The sequence below is a fragment of the Dyadobacter sp. CY351 genome, from assembly GCF_021502625.1.
In the GTDB taxonomy this organism is placed as follows: Bacteria; Bacteroidota; Bacteroidia; order Cytophagales; family Spirosomataceae; genus Dyadobacter; species Dyadobacter chenhuakuii.
In genome coordinates this window covers 546,305-563,198 of the sequence record NZ_JAKFFU010000004.1, presented here as the reverse complement: position 1 = coordinate 563,198, position 16,894 = coordinate 546,305, and the positions used below count along the sequence as shown (strand labels likewise).

Genomic DNA, 16,894 nt, shown 5'->3' with positions numbered 1-16,894 from the left:
AGCACCATATTCGGGAGAGACTTGGGATATTGCCATCTTTCGATCGGCCTAGCCGAAAACTTTTGGTTTTTAGTGAATTAATCCTGATCAAATTCCTCTTCGTCTTCTTCACCCCCTCTTTCCAGTCTAACGAATGCACCCCGACGCGGAGCAGGCATGATGCTGTTTTCGCCGCGTACTGTCTGCCATACTATTTCGCTAAAAACCAGGTCATCAATCGCGTCGGGAATCGAGAGATCAAACTGGTCTGTTTTTCGGGAGTTTTTGTTAACCGCGACATTTTTCTGATCCAGATCCACCCCAGCTTCTTTTGAAGTGAACTTGCCCGGATTAACCTTGTTATCAAAACACCTCCACATCGGTGTGGCCGCCGCATCGTACTGGCTCATGGGCTTGATCCCCAAAATCAACTCCATTGTACGCAGCATTCCGGAAGTCGAATACATCGTGTGGTCTACAAAACCTCTTTTGACAAAACCGCCAGCCACAAATGCAATGGAACGGTGTGCATCCACGTGATCGGGTCCATTCTGAGCATCATCTTCGAGGATGAATACAACTGATTCATTCCAAACCTTACTCTTGGAAAGGTGCTCAACAAAACGCCCGACTGCCAGGTCATTATCAGCCACAGCAGCAAACGGCGTGGGCTTTCCTACACTGGCACCCGATGTATGATCATTACCAAACCTTAATGTATTCAATCTTGGGAGTTTGCCTGCGGCGAGTAATTCATCAAAATCCTTTTCCCATGCAGCTTCCCGGTCAATATCCTTATAGCCCAGATTATAACCTTTGAAAGTCGGGCAATAGTGTCCTTCAAGTGTTTTGATATTGGCTTTCCCCTCGTCTGCAAACCAGCCGTAACTGCGGAATGTTAGCCCGGCACGAAAGGCATGGTCCCAGATAAATCCGTCCCTGGGATGCGCGATTTCTTTCTGGCCCTCGTAATCATACGTGCCACCGCGACCTCCATAGCTGGTTACCCAGTTTTTCTCCACATAATCATTAGCATACGCAGCCGATGACCAGTTATGCCCGTCGGCACTCACCTCTGCATCGACGTAAAAGTTATCGAGTAACACAAACTGACGGGCCAATGCGTGCTGGTTCGGTGTGATCTTTTCAGGAAACAAACAAAGGGAAGCGTCGCCATTTCCTTCCTTCATATCGCCCAGGACCTGGTCGTATGTACGATTTTCCTTGATAATGTAAAACACATATTTAATCGGCGATTTATCACCCACTTTCATCGGGATCGGATTACCAGCCTCCCCTTCCGCATTCAGCTCCTTATTTTTGGTATAAGGCGTGTTGGCATATACCACACGCGAGTAGGCTGAAAGCGTTTGTGCCGAGGGTGCATCTATGATGGATAATGTACCTTTAAACAATCCTCCGATGTACTGCTCTCTGCCCGTGTATGCCTGCGGATTTGGCCCTACCTGTTGCGGAACTTTTGATAAATTCGGGTTTGGACCTTTTGGATTTGCCTTAGAGGAAAATCCTTTTCCATTAGTAACAAATATCTTTGTGCCAATTGTTTTCACAGCCGTCGGATACCAGCCAGTCGGGATAAATCCGATGGAACGGCTGCGACCTTTGGTTTCTACGTCAAAAACTGCCAGGCAATTATTATCAGCATTGGCGATGTATAAGGTTTTCTCATCTTCACTCAGTGCAAGCCCATTAGGCGTCGTACCCACAGGCGCATCCGGAAAAAGAGAAGTCGTTAATGTTTCCGACACTTGTCTTTTGGCCAGATCAATGAGCGCCACGGTGTTATCATTGCCGTTTGCCACATATAAAAACTTGCCATCTCTGGTCAATAGCAGGTCGTTGGGATTTTTGTTGGTCGCAATTTCCGCTGCAATCTGCTGTGTTTCTGTGTTTACGATCACCACCCGCGAGCCGCCCCAAAGCGAAACATAAAGCTCTTTTTTATCATTAGAAAGCAAACAGGTGTAAGCCGCAGCACCTAAGTTTAGCTTACCAATGGTTTTTTTGGTCTGAGAATCACAAACATAAAGCGCGCTGTCTTCTTTTGTCACCACATAAATCCGCTTTTGAGCGTCGTCGACTGCTATTCCGGTAGGAGATATTTTGATGGGCCAGGGTTTGCCCAGCACAATTGGCTCAGCAGCAACAAGTTTTTGGTCTTCTATTTTGTATACCAAAATCTTATTGTCGTTTCCACCCGAGGCATATATCATTTTCTCATCCTGACTGAATGCCAGACCAAGGTATGATTTGGCGACAATGGCAGTGTCCAGCACTTTTTCGGAAGCCGCATCAATCAATGTAATGCTTTGGGTGCTCTGCCCGTTGTTAGTGACAGCCAGGTATTTTTTTGAAGGGGAAACAACCAGGTTTAAAGGTAGGTCGTCCAGGTCTAGGCTACGGCCTACCGGTGTGAGTGACCAGCCATTGGGCAAGTCGATGCGTTTGGCCGAAAGTTGCTTATACAAGGCTAATTCCTCGGATTGACCGCCTGCATTCCTTTTACATCCGTAGCAGATGATGCCCGCCAGCATCAGGTAAATTGCAAATTTCAGATTCTTTGTCATGGTGAGTTAGCAGAATTTTGAACTATATTTTTTAAAATTTTCCGGTCAAAGTAAGCCACAGACTGCGGCCGACGCCATTGATCCCTGAGCCGTGTGTACGGTAATCTTCATTGCTAATATTCTGTACAACAGCGTTTAATGCAAAATGTTTGGTCTCGTATCCCGTCATAAAGTTCACTATTAACCATCCCGGCGTGCCTCCTTTTGGGATGCGGTTATCTGCTGCGTCTCCCGCTGCCAACCTGGTTTGTTTCCCGGCAAACCATGCTTCCGGACGGGCAAACCATCCATTATTGCGGTACTCCAGTCCAAACCTTCCGCTTAGTGGCGGAATGCGACGGACCGGCTCCTTTTTAGTTACATTCTCACCAAAATTATAAGCAGCTGAGCCGTATACTTTCCAATCGTTTTCAAAGACATATTCTGCCTCAAACTCCCCGCCCCTAATGTATGCACGCTCCACATTTTCCTTTCGGTACACATCAATGCCATCTATTTTCTGTCCTTCGACTTTCACGCGGGTAATCAGGTTGCGCAGATTGTTTTGAAATAATCCGGCACACAATGCAAGCCCGCCAGAATGGTATTTGTAACCCGCCTCAAAATTGTAGGATGTTTCGGGCTTGAGATCGTATGCAGGTAACTCGTAGCGGAAATCGACGATTCCCAGCGTTCCCATATCATCAATATTCGGTGCCCTGAAACCAGAGTGGAAGGACGTGTAAAAATTGGAATTTTCGCCAGGCAGATAAGAGATAGAAGCATTTCCGACAAGTGCGTGCGGCTTGACAGAAACGCTACCCAGCGCTTCGTCGGCAACTTTTATATTAAAACCATTAAAGCGCCCGCCAAACGAAAACCGCCAGTCATCCAGCTTTACCTGATGAAGTGAATAAACGGCATAATTCAGGTATTTGCTATCATCAGGATAGAGCCCGCGGCTGGTCATTGGCGCGGCATCTGCTATTTGATCGGTCTTACTGCTCCTGACAACATCATTGTAGATTTCTATTCCGGAACTGGCGTTCCAGAAAGGCGTAATATCCGAGATTACATTGAAGATCAGTCCGGTGGTTTGCACTTTATCAGCCTCTGTGCGCAAACTGTTACTGCCATTTTTTCGGCTGAGCCGACCTTCATTAGTCGATTGGAAAGAGCCGGTCAATGATAATTCGGATGCCCATTTACTGGATGTATTGCCTTTTAATTTAACATAGCTTAAAGACCGTCTTTGCGGATCAAATTCATTCAAGGCAAAGTTTTCGAGCTTGTAACGATAGTATAGCGGCACGTGTTTTTGAGAAACCGATTGATGTGCCAGGGTCAGCGTCCACGAATCAGTGAGTTTCAAAAGCAGTTTCGCATCAAAGGCCCGGTCTTTGTAGCCACTCGGCGTTTGTTTGCCGGTAGTATCTCCACCTATCAGATCTCCAAAATTACGGATGCTGATGCCGCCCGAGAATGCAGCACGCACGCCCGAGAGCTCGACCCCTGCCCGTAATGTCTTTTCCATATTACCCGTCGCGTAGCGCGCTACTGCTTTGCCATGGACAGATATCTTTTCGGAAAATGCAGGAGTCGCAGTCAATAATTGAAGGGTGCCACCTAATGCATCCGAGCCATAAGCTACCGAACCACCTCCGCGTAAAACCTCCATTTTATCGATACTAAAAGGATCAATGGTATTCAGGTACTGGTTGGGGCCATAGCGAAATGTGCTGTTGTTCAGCCGGATTCCGTCTATTAAAATGAGCGTCTGATTTCCGGTTAATCCGCGTAAAAAAGGCGATCCCGCTCCGTGCGTGGTTTTTTGCACAAAAACGCCGGTGGTCCCCATCAGGGCTTCCGGCGTTGTACGGGGCTGATATGTCTGAAAACTTTTAGAAGAAAAAACGGAGATAGAGCCAGCCGTTTGAAATGTTTTTTCATTGGCCCGGCTGGCCGTAATGTTAACCTGACTTAATAATTCGGTCCGAAGCGAATCATTCTTCTGTCCGTATGCTGGAATACTTAAAAGAATAAGACCGTAGATTATTTTCATAGACGTGATGTGTCGATATTGAATTCACATCAAATCTAGGCGTTCTCTGCTGGTTAAATTCAATTGATAAATTAAGGAATCATTAAGTCAATCCTGTAAGTGTTAGACAATAAGCCTTTGCATATGTCCATCGATGAACGACAACCTGTCCATTTTTGAACAATATACCAGCCATCCAATCTCATAACTTCCAGTAAATGGGCACATTAGTATCTGGGCACGAGATTTGATTTAACTTATTGTATATAATCAGGACGCCGACTTTTATGAAGAAAACAATCCTGGGAGAATTGGAAGAACTGGTGCTCCTTGTGGTAGCCGCAAGCACCGAGCAAATGTATGGGGTTCCTGTGATGGAACAACTTCAATTGCATGCGGGCCGCAGCTTTACCATCGGTGCTGTTCATACAACATTGTATAGACTCGAGGAAAAGGGTTTCCTATCCTCTTCTGTCGGAGGCGCTACAACGGACCGGGGCGGAAGACGAAAGCGCTTTTTTGCGCTGACGGCGGCTGGCGCCACTGTACTATCTGAAATCCGGACAATGCGAGAAAATCTCTGGCAAGCCATTCCGGAAGGAAAATTTAAGTTATTAGGCCAGTAACATAGCTCATCACAACGTGACCCGAAAGCCTCAAAATCAGCAACCGAAAGCCCAACCTCCCCGCTGGGCCGACAAGCTTCTCGAATGGTTCATAGCCGCACCTGCTAGAATTTGTGCAGGGCGACTTGCATGAAGTTTTCTATAAACAAGTGGAAACGAACGGACTGTCCCGCGCTCGCCGGGGTTACATATCGGCCGTATTGCACTGTCTGACACCGTTCTTTTACAAGCGTAAAGCAACTTCGAAATACCCAAATCCATCCCTTACCGATATGCTTCAATCCTATTTTACCACCGCCCGGCGCAATCTTGCCAAGAATAAAATGTACACAGCCATCAATGTCTTTGGGCTGGCCCTGGGTATGGCCTGCGCGATCATGATTGGTTTGTGGGTTCAGGATGAGCTTAGTTATAATCGCTTCATTACGGATGCGGAAAACGTCTTTTTTGTGCGGACCAATTCGACCAACCGAAATACGGGAGAAGTCGGCACGGGTGAAGTCACACCCGGACCATTACAGGATGCGCTTTCCAAAGACATACCCGAAGTTGCCGCAGCCACAAAGGTCAATGCCTGGGCGGAGCTGCTGGTTAAGGTCGGAGAAAAAAGTGCCAAGGAGAACGGATATTATGCAACCAACGACTTTTTTGGCGTATTCGAATTGCCTGTTTTGAAAGGCAACCCCCGCATGGCGCTTGCGCAAACCAACCAGATTGTCATTACAGAAAAAATGGCTGATAAATATTTTCCCAATACAGAGGCACTTGGAAAAACACTGCAGCTCAATAATGAAAAATTCTATGTCGTCGGTGCTGTGTTAAAGGATTTGCCAGACAATTCGACTTTGAAATTTGCCTGGGTGGTAAACTGGAAGGAGCAGGAACAACCCTGGCAAAAAACCTGGGGTAACAGCTCTTTTTTAACATACGTCCGGCTGCGGCAAAATACGACCCAGGCCCAGGCCGAACAGAGCATGAAAGGCATTTACAAGCACTATACGGACAAGGATAACACTACCGTGCCTATTCTTCAACCGATAACGGACGTTTATTTGTATGGTGAATACAAAATGGGCAAGCCAGTCGGTGGGCGGATCGAATATGTCCGGGTGTTTTCTGTCGTTGCAGCGTTTCTTTTGCTTATTGCCTGCATTAATTTTATGAATCTTGCCACAGCACGTTCTGCTACACGGGCCAAAGAGGTAGGTGTGCGAAAAGTGGTTGGCGCACTACGCTCCTCGCTGATCGGGCAATTTTTAAGTGAATCTGTTCTCACCAGTGTGCTGGCCGTTGTCCTGGCGCTGGCTGGCGTGTGGTTAGCATTGCCTGGTTTCAACCAGTTGTTTGGAAAGCAATTGGCCCTAAACCTGGCCAGTCCGGCAATTTGGGCCGGGATTATAGCATTAACAATGCTGACAGGGCTTTTGGCAGGAAGCTATCCGGCGTTGTTTTTGTCAGCATTAAGGCCAATTGCGATTCTGAAAGGCAAAATACAGTTTGGCAATGGTCCGGCACTCTTCCGAAAAATACTGGTTACATTCCAATTTTCCTTATCCGTTTTTTTGATTGTCGGCATGCTTGCCGTCAGTAAGCAAATGCAGTATTTACGGACCAAAAATCTGGGTCTGGATCGTAATAACGTTATTTACCTGACCCTGGAAGGCAATTTTGCCAAGCCCGAAAAAATGGAAGCTTTCAGGCAGGAAGTAATCAGGCAACCAGCCGTAGCATCGGCGACGACGACCGCTATGCTTCCAGTCAACATCCAGGCAACATCGGGCGATTTATCCTGGCCGGGAAAAGATCCGAGCCTGGAAACCAATGTCACGGCGATGACGGTTGGAGCTGATTTTGTTAAAACCATGAACATTAAACTCGTCGACGGCAGGGACTTTCGTGCTGGCAGCGCCGCGGATTCATCTGCCTACCTGATCAACGAGGCAACGGCCCGGCTGATGGGCGAAAAAAATCCTGTTGGCAAGGAGATCAAATTCTGGAAAGGCACCGGGCGTGTAATCGGGCTTATGAAGGACTTCCATATGATCTCGCTGCACCAGGCGATCACCCCGCTAGTACTGACTTATATTCCTGAGAATTCAGGATATTTATTAGTAAAAACGCAGACGGGGAAAACAGAGCAAGCCCTTGCAGAGCTTAAAAATTTAGCTAAGCGGTTCAATCCAGATTATCCTTTTGACTATCATTTCCTGGATGATGAGTATGAGAATCTTTACCGGAGCGAACAACAGGTCAATACGCTTGTCAATTATTTTGGTGTGCTTGCCATCCTGATTTCGTGCCTGGGGCTATTTGGACTCGCAGCATTTACTGCCGAGCAGCGGACGAAGGAAATTGGCGTACGAAAAGTGCTCGGAGCAAGTTCTGCAAATATTGTCGGTCTTCTTTCTTCTGACTTTCTGAAACTTATCCTGATCGCGTTAATTCTTGCCTCTCCGCTGGCATGGTGGGCTCTCAGCAGCTGGCTGGGCACATTTGCATACCATACAGGTTTAAGTTGGTGGATTTTCGCCATATCCGGTGTCGTAACAACGTCCATTGCACTACTCACTGTCAGCTCTCAGGCGATCAAAGCCGCCTGGTTGAATCCTGTTTCTGCTTTAAGAACCGAGTGACATTTTAACTGATATGACCACCAACAAATTAATTGTGTTATCTTTTTTGATAAGTCTGCCCATCACCTTAGTAGGCCAATCTTTTAAGGGAACGGTAAGGGATGCTGTCAATGCAAAACCGCTACCTTATGCCAGCATAGGGGTGAAAGCAAAAAGCATCGGGGGAATAACAGATGCAGATGGGCGCTTTGACATTGCCATAAACAAGGCAGCACCAACAGATACTATCATTGTGAGTTATCTGGGATATGCGTCTGTAAAATTTGTAAAACGGGAAATCTCGCAATCAGCCTATCAAATCAAACTCAGCCCGGGCGCCCTGCAACTCCACGAAGTGATTGCACAAGGCAAACGGGAAATAATCCCGATCGGAAATCAGAAAGCAAGCGGCCAATACACGGGCTGGGGTGATTATAAGAGTTCCCGAGGACGTCTCAGGGGTGTTGCTATTGAGACCAACGAGCTACCGTTAAAGCTGGCCAAGTTTAAGATGCACATGGATGCGTGTGAATTTGATAGTGTCCGCTTTCGCTTGCATATTCTGCCTTTGGCCGGGGGCTACTCAGGCAATTTAAAGGCGGAACTAATTAATGAAAACATATTCTTTAATGTCAACAAAGGCCAGAAATGGGTCAGTGTCGATTTAGCTCCTTATAATCTTGTCATTGATGAGAACATAGTCGTCGCCGTTGAATGGCTGGACGCATGGGTAAAAGAAGAAGCAAGGGATGAAAGTTACAAACTGACGATCTCGCTATCCAGAAAGGAAGGTTATATGTTTATCCGAAATACACCCCAAGAGCCTTTTCTGCCAACAAAGTCCAAGTTCAGTCCTACAATGTGTTTTGAAACCTATAAACCGGGTAATGGAGGCGTAGAGTAAGAGATAAAGCCAGGTTTCGTCGCTAAATCCCAGTTGTAAATTCGTTTTGACGGGTTCTTGTGTTGCCAAAACGATAATCTAAGCAGATTCGTTGTAATTTGAATGATTGGGTAAAACTAAAAGTGGTGTGCACCGATCGCAAGATCCAGTTTTTGGTAAACGGGCGGGAAGCATATAAAACCATAATAACCGACCCGGCAACCGAAATTGTTGGTGTCCAGTACCGTTTCAAAGGCCCCGCGGCCGTCAGAAATACGAGGCTGCAAGGCAAATCTGGAAATCAGGTGATCTTTTAAAAAGGAATCAGTCGCAATCTAATTCCGATGGTTGTTTTTAAAGAAAACTTGAAGCAATGAGAAAATCTTATTCTCACTTTTAACTTGGGTGTATGGGTCTTCAATAAAGGAAAGCTTATCTTTTAATTCATCCATATTACGGGATGCGGGCGTGCTATAGCCCATCGCCCAGTTATCGAATGATCTGACACTTACAGGTCCTTGAAAAAGCGGGATTACCTGATTATGGCGGTCGTCCCGCTTTATCTTTTCAAATAAGGAATGTATGGCATCTTTCTCTCCTTCCAAAACCTGTATAATGCTGCCATTACAATAAATCAAAACCCCCGTAATATTAGCCTCCGCATTATTTATACGGCTTTTTTCTATAATATTTCCCATTTCTCTCTCATCCAGCAGCACTCTTGATGAGCTCAGATATACAATTGAATGCATCATTAAAATCATTTAAACCCTACGCCAAGACGCTCGTCTTAACGTATATACTATCAGTTACATAACCAACCAATATATCACAAAAACGTGCCAAAGCCTCGTTTTTAAAGGGGATTAAACAAAATTTTTAAATATTCTTTTTCATCAGCAACCACCTTTACCAGCGGCACGTTTATAGATAATTTTACCATCCCGTTCTATATAATCGCCCGATATTATTGGATACAAATACTTGGGTGCGTGCGATACACTATGGCTTCGTATCTTTATTTTGTCGTTGACTTTCAGCGTGTGCAATTGCCGGGACTGAGCAATAGCGTTTAAAGAATTCTTCTCGGATGGTTGGGCGCCAAAACTAAGAATGTAATCTTCATCATTAATTTTGACCATCACCCCAAAACCCAATCGGGAGCCAGCGGGAAGAGAAAGAGCGGTTACGGTAGCCGTCATATCGGTAAAAGCATTGATATGTTTGCGTATTTTAGCTTCACCGGCATACACTTTTCTGCCTTCGGGGGACACTTTCCATTTTTCGTATCTTATAGCATCCGGAGTAGACTCCCATTTTTTCAACGAAGCTTTTCTTTCAGCTTCAGAGCGTGGACCTGCGGTTGATTTTTTGGCAGCTTCATTTTTGATTTCACGATTCGCAAATACTAGTCCGCTTACTACAACCAGTGGCAAAAGCAGCGCATAAATGATTTTTTTCATGTTTTTGGCAGGTTTAATTTGAATAAATCTCTTCGGCAAAGCTAAATGGTTGTATTCCCAAGGCTGTTAATGAGCTGTAAAAGAATGTAAACGATAAGTAAAATCAGCTTTAACAGAGTGTCGCTGATTTTTACGGACAATGGATTTTTATAAAAAACTAAAAAAAAGTGCAACGGTTTGGCCAGCTTCATTTGTCTGTATTGAAGGCGATGAAGCCATTCTATAAACTACTCATTCCATGAAGAAACTCTTATTCTCTGCATTGATCCTGTCGGGTGCATTTTTCATCGGTTCCTGCACCGACGAATCGGTTGAAAAAAAAGAAGTTGTGGCCGAAGAATTTGACAAAGAAAGGTTTTATAGTCAAATCAGAACGGTACCTTTTTACATATCAAAAGCTTACCGGGTTGTCGGCCAAGACACCATCAACGTGCTGGCAGACTCGCTCAAAGTTCTCTACCGCGATGCTGTTTATGTAACCTTCCAGGCAAGCGGTGGTTCTGGCGACATAGGTTATGTACATTATTACGCCGGCTCGGCCTGGACGAATCCACCGTTCGCGCCGCCCGCAAAGGCTTTTAGTACCGAAATGAAGTTTTCCAGGCCTACCAACATGACCTTCAATTGGGATGACACCAAAAAAACCGTTGTCGTCACCTCTTCGGGAGCTGATAATGCGTTCCGCCTGGTGCCTCCCGGAAAAAGCGCATACCTGGATACCAGCCGTTTTCACTACAAATATGATTTTGAGGCCGCCAAAGCAGGAGCCGACCAGAGTATGACCTGGATTTATGATGACTACACCATCGTGATGAAACCCATGTATGTCTTTTACAAACATCCCGACGAGACCATCTTTTCAAGAGGCATTGTCGTTTTTTAAGCGCACACCGATGTCCGAAATCGCACAGTCAATGCTATCAAATAGCCGCTCCAATCCGCTGTAAGGCATTTTTTGCCTCGTGGAATGAAAATTGGGCCGTAAAGGGAAAAGTAGCTTTACAGACCTGACAATAATTTAGCGGTATATGATGGTGCTCAACTATATGAAAATTGCCTGGCGTAATTTGCGCAAAAACCGCGCGTACGCATTCATTAACATCACTGGTTTAGCACTTGGCATAGGCTGTGCATTGCTGATATTCGCACTTGTCCGCTATCATTATCAAACCGATCGTCACCACCGCAATTACGAGCGGATCTACCAGTTTACATCGCGGTTTACCTCCTCTACCAGCGAGTTCAACATTCAGGGCATTCCGTATCCGTTCGGTCAGGCGGCGCGAAACGACTACCCTGAAATTGAACATATTGCCATGCTGGAAGAGTGGTATTCACCGCTGGTAAGCATACCTGTTGCAAAGCAGGCAGATAAGAAAATAAAGGATAAAAATCATAACGGCGCATTTGTTCAGCCCTCCTATTTCAGCATTTTTGATTACACCTGGTTAGCAGGCGGGCCCGACGCTCTTGCCGAGCCGGGCACTGTGGTTATCAGTGCTGAAATGGCCCGCAAATGCTTTGGTACCAGCACAAACATTATAGGCCGGACCCTTCGACTGGATGCCCGCATTCCCGCACGCGTAGTAGGCGTATTTGCAGATTACAAGGACAATACTGATCTGGATTATTCTATCCTGGCTGCCTGGGGATCTGTTAAAGAGCAGCTAGGCTCCCGGCCAGAAGATCAGCCTTTTGATAATACCAACGGCAGCACGCACTGTTACGCATTGTTTAACGACAATTTCACGGCAGCAGACTGGCAAGAGCAATTACCCTCATTTGTCAAAAAGTATAATCCAGCTAAAATCAAGGAGACCTCCTACCCGGCCATACCATTCAGCACCATGCACTTATCGGCTGAGTATGGAGGCGTAAGCAAGGGATTATTGCTGTCTTTGACATTGATTGCCGCACTGCTGATAGGAACTGCCAGTATCAATTTTGTTAATCTTGCCACTGCGCAGGCACTCAACCGTGCACGCGAAGTGGGCGTACGCAAAGTGTTGGGCAGCACAAAAGCACAGCTGTTCTGGCAATTTATAGGTGAAACCGCGCTCATTGTCTGTGCTGCCCTGGCACTGGCCATCGGCATCTTTCAGTACGGACAGACGCTAGCCAATACTTTCCTGAATGGCCCCTTCCGGTTCACATTTTACTTTTCTACCTCGGTATTGGGTTGGCTGGCCTTACTTGTTATAGCGGTTATTTTGCTGGCAGGTTTATATCCGGCCCTGGTTTTGGCTGGTTTTCGCCCGGTTGTCGCCCTGACAGGACGGCTCACCACGCAGCAGGCAGGCGGTTTCAATCTCAGGCGTGGTTTGGTGGTAGCGCAGTTTGCCATATCACAAATGCTCATTATCGGCTTGATAGTCGTAGGCAGTCAGCTCCGGTATGTTCAGAGAAAAGACCTGGGCTTTCGAAAAGAGGCCATTGTAACTGTAAGCCTGCCAAACCTTCCAGCGCAGGATCTGGTTAAAATGCGTGCTTTCCGTAACCTGGCAACAGCCATACCTGAGATAGGCCAGTTTAGCTACTCGATGGGCGGGCCTCCTCAGTCGGGCTGGAGAAGCGAAACCAGGGTTCGCCTTGATGGCCGCCCCAGCGAGGAGCCATACGGACCACAACAAGCCTGGATTGATGCCGACTATGTGGGCTTATATGGTTTAAAATTAATGGCTGGTCGTAATCTCCAGGCTTCGGACACAGCCCGAGAGGCCCTTATCAACGAGACATTCATGCAGCGGCTGGGATTCTCCCGACCCACGGACGTTGTGGGCAAGGTTTTGCATAAGGCTGGCTTTGCTCCTTTGGAGATTGTAGGCGTTTTAAAAGATTATAACCAATCAGATCTCAAACAGCGCAGCAAGCCCTTATTTCTGACCACTGTCGCCTCTGGGTTTTACTCCGCAAACATTCAACTACGCTCTGCCAACTACGCTCATGTGCTGGCTCGATTAGAAAAGGCCTACAATCAGGTGTATACCGACAGCTTTTTCGAACCAGCATTTGTCGATGAACAGATTCAGGAATTTTACCAGCAAGAGCAGACCATGGGCAAGCTCATTAACTTTTTCACAGGCATCGCCTTGGTCATCGGTTGCATGGGCTTATATGGACTTGTCTTATTTATGGTCACTCAGCGCACGAAAGAAGTGGGCGTTCGCAAGGTACTGGGTGCCAGCGTCGGGAGTATCCTTTGGCTTTTCAGCTGGGAGTTTATTCAACTGATTGGCATTGCATTTGTCCTTGCAGCACCTGCCGGGTGGTGGGCAATGAATAGCTGGCTGAAAAATTTCGAATATAAGATATCGATTAACCCTTTTGTTTTTCTGTTAGCACTTTTGGCAACAGTTGTCGTTGCACTGATCACTGTAAGCTTTCAAAGTGTCAGAGCCGCCTTAATGAACCCAGTGAAGTCTTTACGAAGCGAATAGACTCTGTGGCATAAATTTTTAACAACCCGGCATTGTACACCAAATACTATAAACCATGGGAATCAAGCCAGGACCTAAAAAAACTGCCCAGTCTACCGAAGAGCCCGATAAGCGTCAAAGGGATAACAAGGAGTCGCCCGGCAACACGCCTTCATTGAAGCCACATAAACATAAAAAAGGCGATTAATTTTGCTGTAAGCTCGCAGTGCATGCTGCTACACTAGCAGATCCATTGCTTTGATGATGCTTGAAACTGTTCTTTTCCGACATTTGATCGTGCCGGTAAACAAAACGGAGCTGCCCTATAAAGAGCAGCTCCGTTTTTTATTTTCATATTTTAAATCCTTACCTGATAAGCCTTACCGGGTGTTCACCGAAGTATAATAGAGCTGCAATTTGACACCCTTGTTGCTCTGTCGCTGATTGCCGATTACCAAACGCTGGGCGCTTTTAGTAAATTCCGTATCGTAGGTGGGCTGCGCGGCAGTTTCGCTGGTATTGAATGGTGAAGTTCTGAAAATCAAACCGGTTGTATTTTCACCACCGGCAGCTAAAACACTTGAAATATAACCGCCTACATCAAAAAGGTAAAAAGCAGTGTTATTAAGCAGATCAACCTGATATTTGCCAAAGACGGGCGTTCCCGCCAAAGTCCTTGCCGGCTCTGGAAAGCCCGTGCTTCCTTGAAAGTATTCGTTGTTTTTGTCGACCAGATAGGCATACAATGTATCAGGCGCGCGGTAAAAATTTGTCACCGAGCCCGCCAGTGGCGTCACGTGCAAAAATGCTTTATTAACAACCGTATAAGGGTTAATTTTCAAATCCATAATGGTTGGGAAATCAACGCGCGTCATCACACCCAGGCCGGCCTGAACAAAGGACATATTACCCGATTGCTCGGAAGGCAGGGAAATTCTTTTCGTATTAGGAAGCTTAACCAGCTGCGTTCCTTTCCGGTCGCTCAGGATCTGATTATAGCCAATGCCGGACTTGATGATAGTTGAATCCCTCTTTACGCCATCATCCTCTGTTAAATGATAATGCAGCTGAATGGATGTGTGATCATCAAACAATCTGAACCCGACAAGTGGACCATTGTCCGAGGATCCCGGTACCAGTACGAGCCCCTTAACAAGATCAATCCATTCGGTGTTGCTGGGCAGCTGATTGTTTTTACTCATCGAAAAAATCTGCTTTCCCAAAACATCAGAAAGCTTGATTCTGATTCTTCCGCTGGATCTTGGCGTGGGAACTACCTTTACTTTGCCCAGTGGCGTCGCCTCGTAAGGCGTCGCATCGGTGTTGTAATAAGCATTTTTATCAAGCATGTTGGCCAGCAGCTTGTGAACGGCAATGTTCATGGCAATCGTAGTATCGCCATACGTATAATTATCGTATCTCAGAGAAAGTACAAGCGAATCGTAAACAGCAAGTTCAGGAACGACAAGCGCCGTTTGAATCGTAGGCTGGAAAAATGGAGTAGCCTGAAATTTACCAAAATAAGGATCAATATTTCTTCCCAGCAAAAGTCTTCCCGGGCCTCCGGTAAATACCGAGTCTGTTCCAACCGAAGAAAGTGAAACCGATGCCGTATCTGAAAACACCACGGAAAAGTCATCAACATTAGGCTGGACGATCGCTTCAATCTGATCACCGGTAGGTTCACAACCAGACATTGAGGCTGTTACACCCAATATAATCAGTAATCTAAAAACCGTTGAAGATCTTTTAAGAAAATGCGAATTGAATTTCATTTAGTGCAAGAACAGTAAAAAGTGCAAAATTATCATATGTAATCTTAATTACAACATCATTAGGATAAATGCGCCAATTTAAAAGTGCATTCACATGTTGCAACAAAAAGGCAAAGCGTTACGTAAGGGTTAAAAATGGCAGCAATCAGCGCCTGCCATCAGCGTGAATTACGCTGCCGATTGTAGTTACGCACCTCGGCAGCAAACAGTGGCAAACCTGATGATAAACGTAAAACAGACCAGCCTATTTTAAACCAAACACAACAAAGCCTTATGACAACATTACGGATACTACAAACGTTGAATGCAACAGAGAGGGCCAAACTTTTAGACAAAAAGTAACATATAATTTTACTTAGCAGTATCAAGATGTTATGTTTGCAAAAAATTTGAAATTGCGTTTGCTGTTTTTAAAGCACTAATCCTTCTGATAGGCATGATTTCAGGGCCGTGTTATTCACCAATATTCTTTTGTATCAATTAGTCAAACCATATTTTTTACATGTTTAATACCTTAAAAAAGACTTCATTAGCCCTTCTGGTTGCGTCAACCGCATTACTTTCGTTCAGTTGCAGTAAGGATGATCCTGAAGCAGATAAAATTGGAAACTGGTACCGAGCAGGCATTCCCAATTTTGGTGGATCTGCGAGGGCACGTGCAGTAAGCTTTGTCATTGGAAATAAAGGATATATCGGAACAGGTCTTACAAATGAGACTGTTCAAAGAGTAAAGGATTTTTGGTCCTATGATGCAACAACCAAAATCTGGTCACAAGTTGCTCCATTCGAAGGATCAGGAAGAAATGATGCTGTTGCCTTCGTTGTAAATGGAAAGGCTTATGTAGGCACAGGTTTCGACGGTGTGACCACAGTAGACGGCGGATACAAAAAGGATTTTTATCAATACGATCCTGCGACCAACAAATGGACAAAAAAGGCGGATTATGCAGGCGGAACGCGCCAGTATGCAACGGCTTTTGTTGCTGATAACAGAGCATATGTGGGCCTTGGATGGAATGGAAGCGGTTACTATCAGGATTTCTACGAGTATAATGTACAAACTGATAAGTGGACAGAGGTTGCAACATTCACAGGTGGAAAACGCAGAGGCGCGTTGGCATTCACAGTGGGCGGTAAAGCTTATGTAGGCTTTGGTCAGAGCAATTCAGGCGCCGGATCCGAGCCAAAAGATCTTTACAGTTTCGATCCGGCTGGAAACAGCGGAACGGGCGCATGGACCAGAATGGAAACCAACACGGATGATAAATTCACCGGAAGAACTTACGCTTTACCCTTGGTTATCAATGATAAAGCTTACATAGTTGGTGGAAATGCAAAGTCCGATACATGGGAATATACACCCGGCACCAACACATGGACTGAGGTTGCAAGCTTCGAAGGTGGTCAGAGAGGTTTTGCCGCTGGTTTTGCAATCGGTAACACGGGTTATTTAGGAACAGGCGGAAACATTGTTGACGACTTCTGGGCTTTTGATCCTACTGCTGCCAAAAATGATGATGATAACCTGTAAT

12 protein-coding genes and 1 pseudogene are annotated in these 16,894 nt (G+C 45.8%); 8 read left to right on the top strand and 5 right to left on the bottom strand.

Annotated elements, in window-relative coordinates; all coding sequences use genetic code 11:
* Positions 1–77: 77 nt before the first annotated feature.
* Positions 78–2,567, bottom strand: a complete 2,490-nt coding sequence (locus L0660_RS11540; protein WP_235159587.1) for a bifunctional YncE family protein/alkaline phosphatase family protein — start codon at positions 2,565–2,567, stop codon at positions 78–80.
* A 31-nt stretch (positions 2,568–2,598) separates the two neighbouring features.
* Entirely contained in the window at positions 2,599–4,608 is a 2,010-nt protein-coding gene (locus tag L0660_RS11535; RefSeq protein ID WP_235159586.1) for a TonB-dependent siderophore receptor, read from the bottom strand.
* A gap of 266 nt (positions 4,609–4,874) precedes the next feature.
* Here L0660_RS11535 and L0660_RS11530 point away from each other — a divergent pair, with 266 nt between their 5' ends.
* The 5 genes and pseudogenes from L0660_RS11530 to L0660_RS11510 all read left to right on the top strand — a co-directional run bounded on the left by L0660_RS11530 (position 4,875) and on the right by L0660_RS11510 (position 9,025).
* Positions 4,875–5,213, top strand: coding sequence for a PadR family transcriptional regulator (locus L0660_RS11530; RefSeq protein ID WP_235159585.1), 339 nt, complete (start codon positions 4,875–4,877; stop codon positions 5,211–5,213).
* A gap of 113 nt (positions 5,214–5,326) precedes the next feature.
* Positions 5,327–5,389, top strand: a pseudogene (locus L0660_RS26130) (hypothetical protein); the annotation flags it as partial.
* A 96-nt stretch (positions 5,390–5,485) separates the two neighbouring features.
* Entirely contained in the window at positions 5,486–7,846 is a 2,361-nt protein-coding gene (locus L0660_RS11520) for an ABC transporter permease (RefSeq protein ID WP_235159730.1), read from the top strand.
* A 13-nt stretch (positions 7,847–7,859) separates the two neighbouring features.
* Positions 7,860–8,729 carry a carboxypeptidase-like regulatory domain-containing protein gene (locus tag L0660_RS11515; RefSeq protein ID WP_235159584.1) on the top strand — a complete coding sequence of 290 codons (870 nt, stop codon included), beginning with the start codon at positions 7,860–7,862 and terminating at the stop codon, positions 8,727–8,729.
* Between the two features lie 98 nt (positions 8,730–8,827).
* Entirely contained in the window at positions 8,828–9,025 is a 198-nt protein-coding gene (locus L0660_RS11510) for a hypothetical protein (RefSeq protein ID WP_235159583.1), read from the top strand.
* An 18-nt stretch (positions 9,026–9,043) separates the two neighbouring features.
* Here the strand turns inward: L0660_RS11510 and L0660_RS11505 are convergent, their stop codons facing one another.
* Both L0660_RS11505 and L0660_RS11500 read right to left on the bottom strand, forming a co-directional pair.
* Positions 9,044–9,463 (bottom strand): BLUF domain-containing protein, encoded by a 420-nt coding sequence (locus L0660_RS11505; RefSeq protein WP_235159582.1) that lies wholly within the window; start codon positions 9,461–9,463, stop codon positions 9,044–9,046.
* Positions 9,464–9,604: 141 nt separating this feature from the next.
* On the bottom strand, positions 9,605–10,171 hold the full coding sequence (locus tag L0660_RS11500) for a hypothetical protein (protein WP_235159581.1): 567 nt from the start codon (positions 10,169–10,171) through the stop codon (positions 9,605–9,607).
* A gap of 238 nt (positions 10,172–10,409) precedes the next feature.
* On the opposite strand from L0660_RS11500, the gene L0660_RS11495 reads away from it, so the two are divergent.
* Positions 10,410–11,054 (top strand): hypothetical protein, encoded by a 645-nt coding sequence (locus L0660_RS11495; RefSeq protein WP_235159580.1) that lies wholly within the window; start codon positions 10,410–10,412, stop codon positions 11,052–11,054.
* Positions 11,055–11,217: 163 nt separating this feature from the next.
* Positions 11,218–13,608 carry an FtsX-like permease family protein gene (locus L0660_RS11490; protein ID WP_235159579.1) on the top strand — a complete coding sequence of 797 codons (2,391 nt, stop codon included), beginning with the start codon at positions 11,218–11,220 and terminating at the stop codon, positions 13,606–13,608.
* Positions 13,609–13,967: 359 nt separating this feature from the next.
* Here the strand turns inward: L0660_RS11490 and L0660_RS11485 are convergent, their stop codons facing one another.
* On the bottom strand, positions 13,968–15,284 hold the full coding sequence (locus tag L0660_RS11485; RefSeq protein WP_235159578.1) for a DUF4270 family protein: 1,317 nt from the start codon (positions 15,282–15,284) through the stop codon (positions 13,968–13,970).
* Positions 15,285–15,864: 580 nt separating this feature from the next.
* Here L0660_RS11485 and L0660_RS11480 point away from each other — a divergent pair.
* Positions 15,865–16,893: a galactose oxidase gene (locus L0660_RS11480; RefSeq protein WP_233796867.1), complete on the top strand. Its 1,029-nt coding sequence runs from the start codon at positions 15,865–15,867 to the stop codon at positions 16,891–16,893.
* The last annotated feature ends 1 nt before the right edge of the window (position 16,894 follow it).

Coding starts and splice junctions, on each gene's coding strand:
- L0660_RS11520 (WP_235159730.1), top strand. CDS start 5,486: ATGCTTCAATCCTATTTTACCACCGCCCGGCGCAATCTTGCCAAGAAT.
- L0660_RS11495 (WP_235159580.1), top strand. CDS start 10,410: ATGAAGAAACTCTTATTCTCTGCATTGATCCTGTCGGGTGCATTTTTC.
- L0660_RS11540 (WP_235159587.1), bottom strand. CDS start 2,567: ATGACAAAGAATCTGAAATTTGCAATTTACCTGATGCTGGCGGGCATC.
- L0660_RS11485 (WP_235159578.1), bottom strand. CDS start 15,284: ATGTCTGGTTGTGAACCTACCGGTGATCAGATTGAAGCGATCGTCCAG.
- L0660_RS11490 (WP_235159579.1), top strand. CDS start 11,218: ATGAAAATTGCCTGGCGTAATTTGCGCAAAAACCGCGCGTACGCATTC.
- L0660_RS11515 (WP_235159584.1), top strand. CDS start 7,860: ATGACCACCAACAAATTAATTGTGTTATCTTTTTTGATAAGTCTGCCC.
- L0660_RS11480 (WP_233796867.1), top strand. CDS start 15,865: ATGTTTAATACCTTAAAAAAGACTTCATTAGCCCTTCTGGTTGCGTCA.
- L0660_RS11500 (WP_235159581.1), bottom strand. CDS start 10,171: ATGAAAAAAATCATTTATGCGCTGCTTTTGCCACTGGTTGTAGTAAGC.
- L0660_RS11535 (WP_235159586.1), bottom strand. CDS start 4,608: ATGAAAATAATCTACGGTCTTATTCTTTTAAGTATTCCAGCATACGGA.
- L0660_RS11530 (WP_235159585.1), top strand. CDS start 4,875: ATGAAGAAAACAATCCTGGGAGAATTGGAAGAACTGGTGCTCCTTGTG.
- L0660_RS11505 (WP_235159582.1), bottom strand. CDS start 9,463: ATGATGCATTCAATTGTATATCTGAGCTCATCAAGAGTGCTGCTGGAT.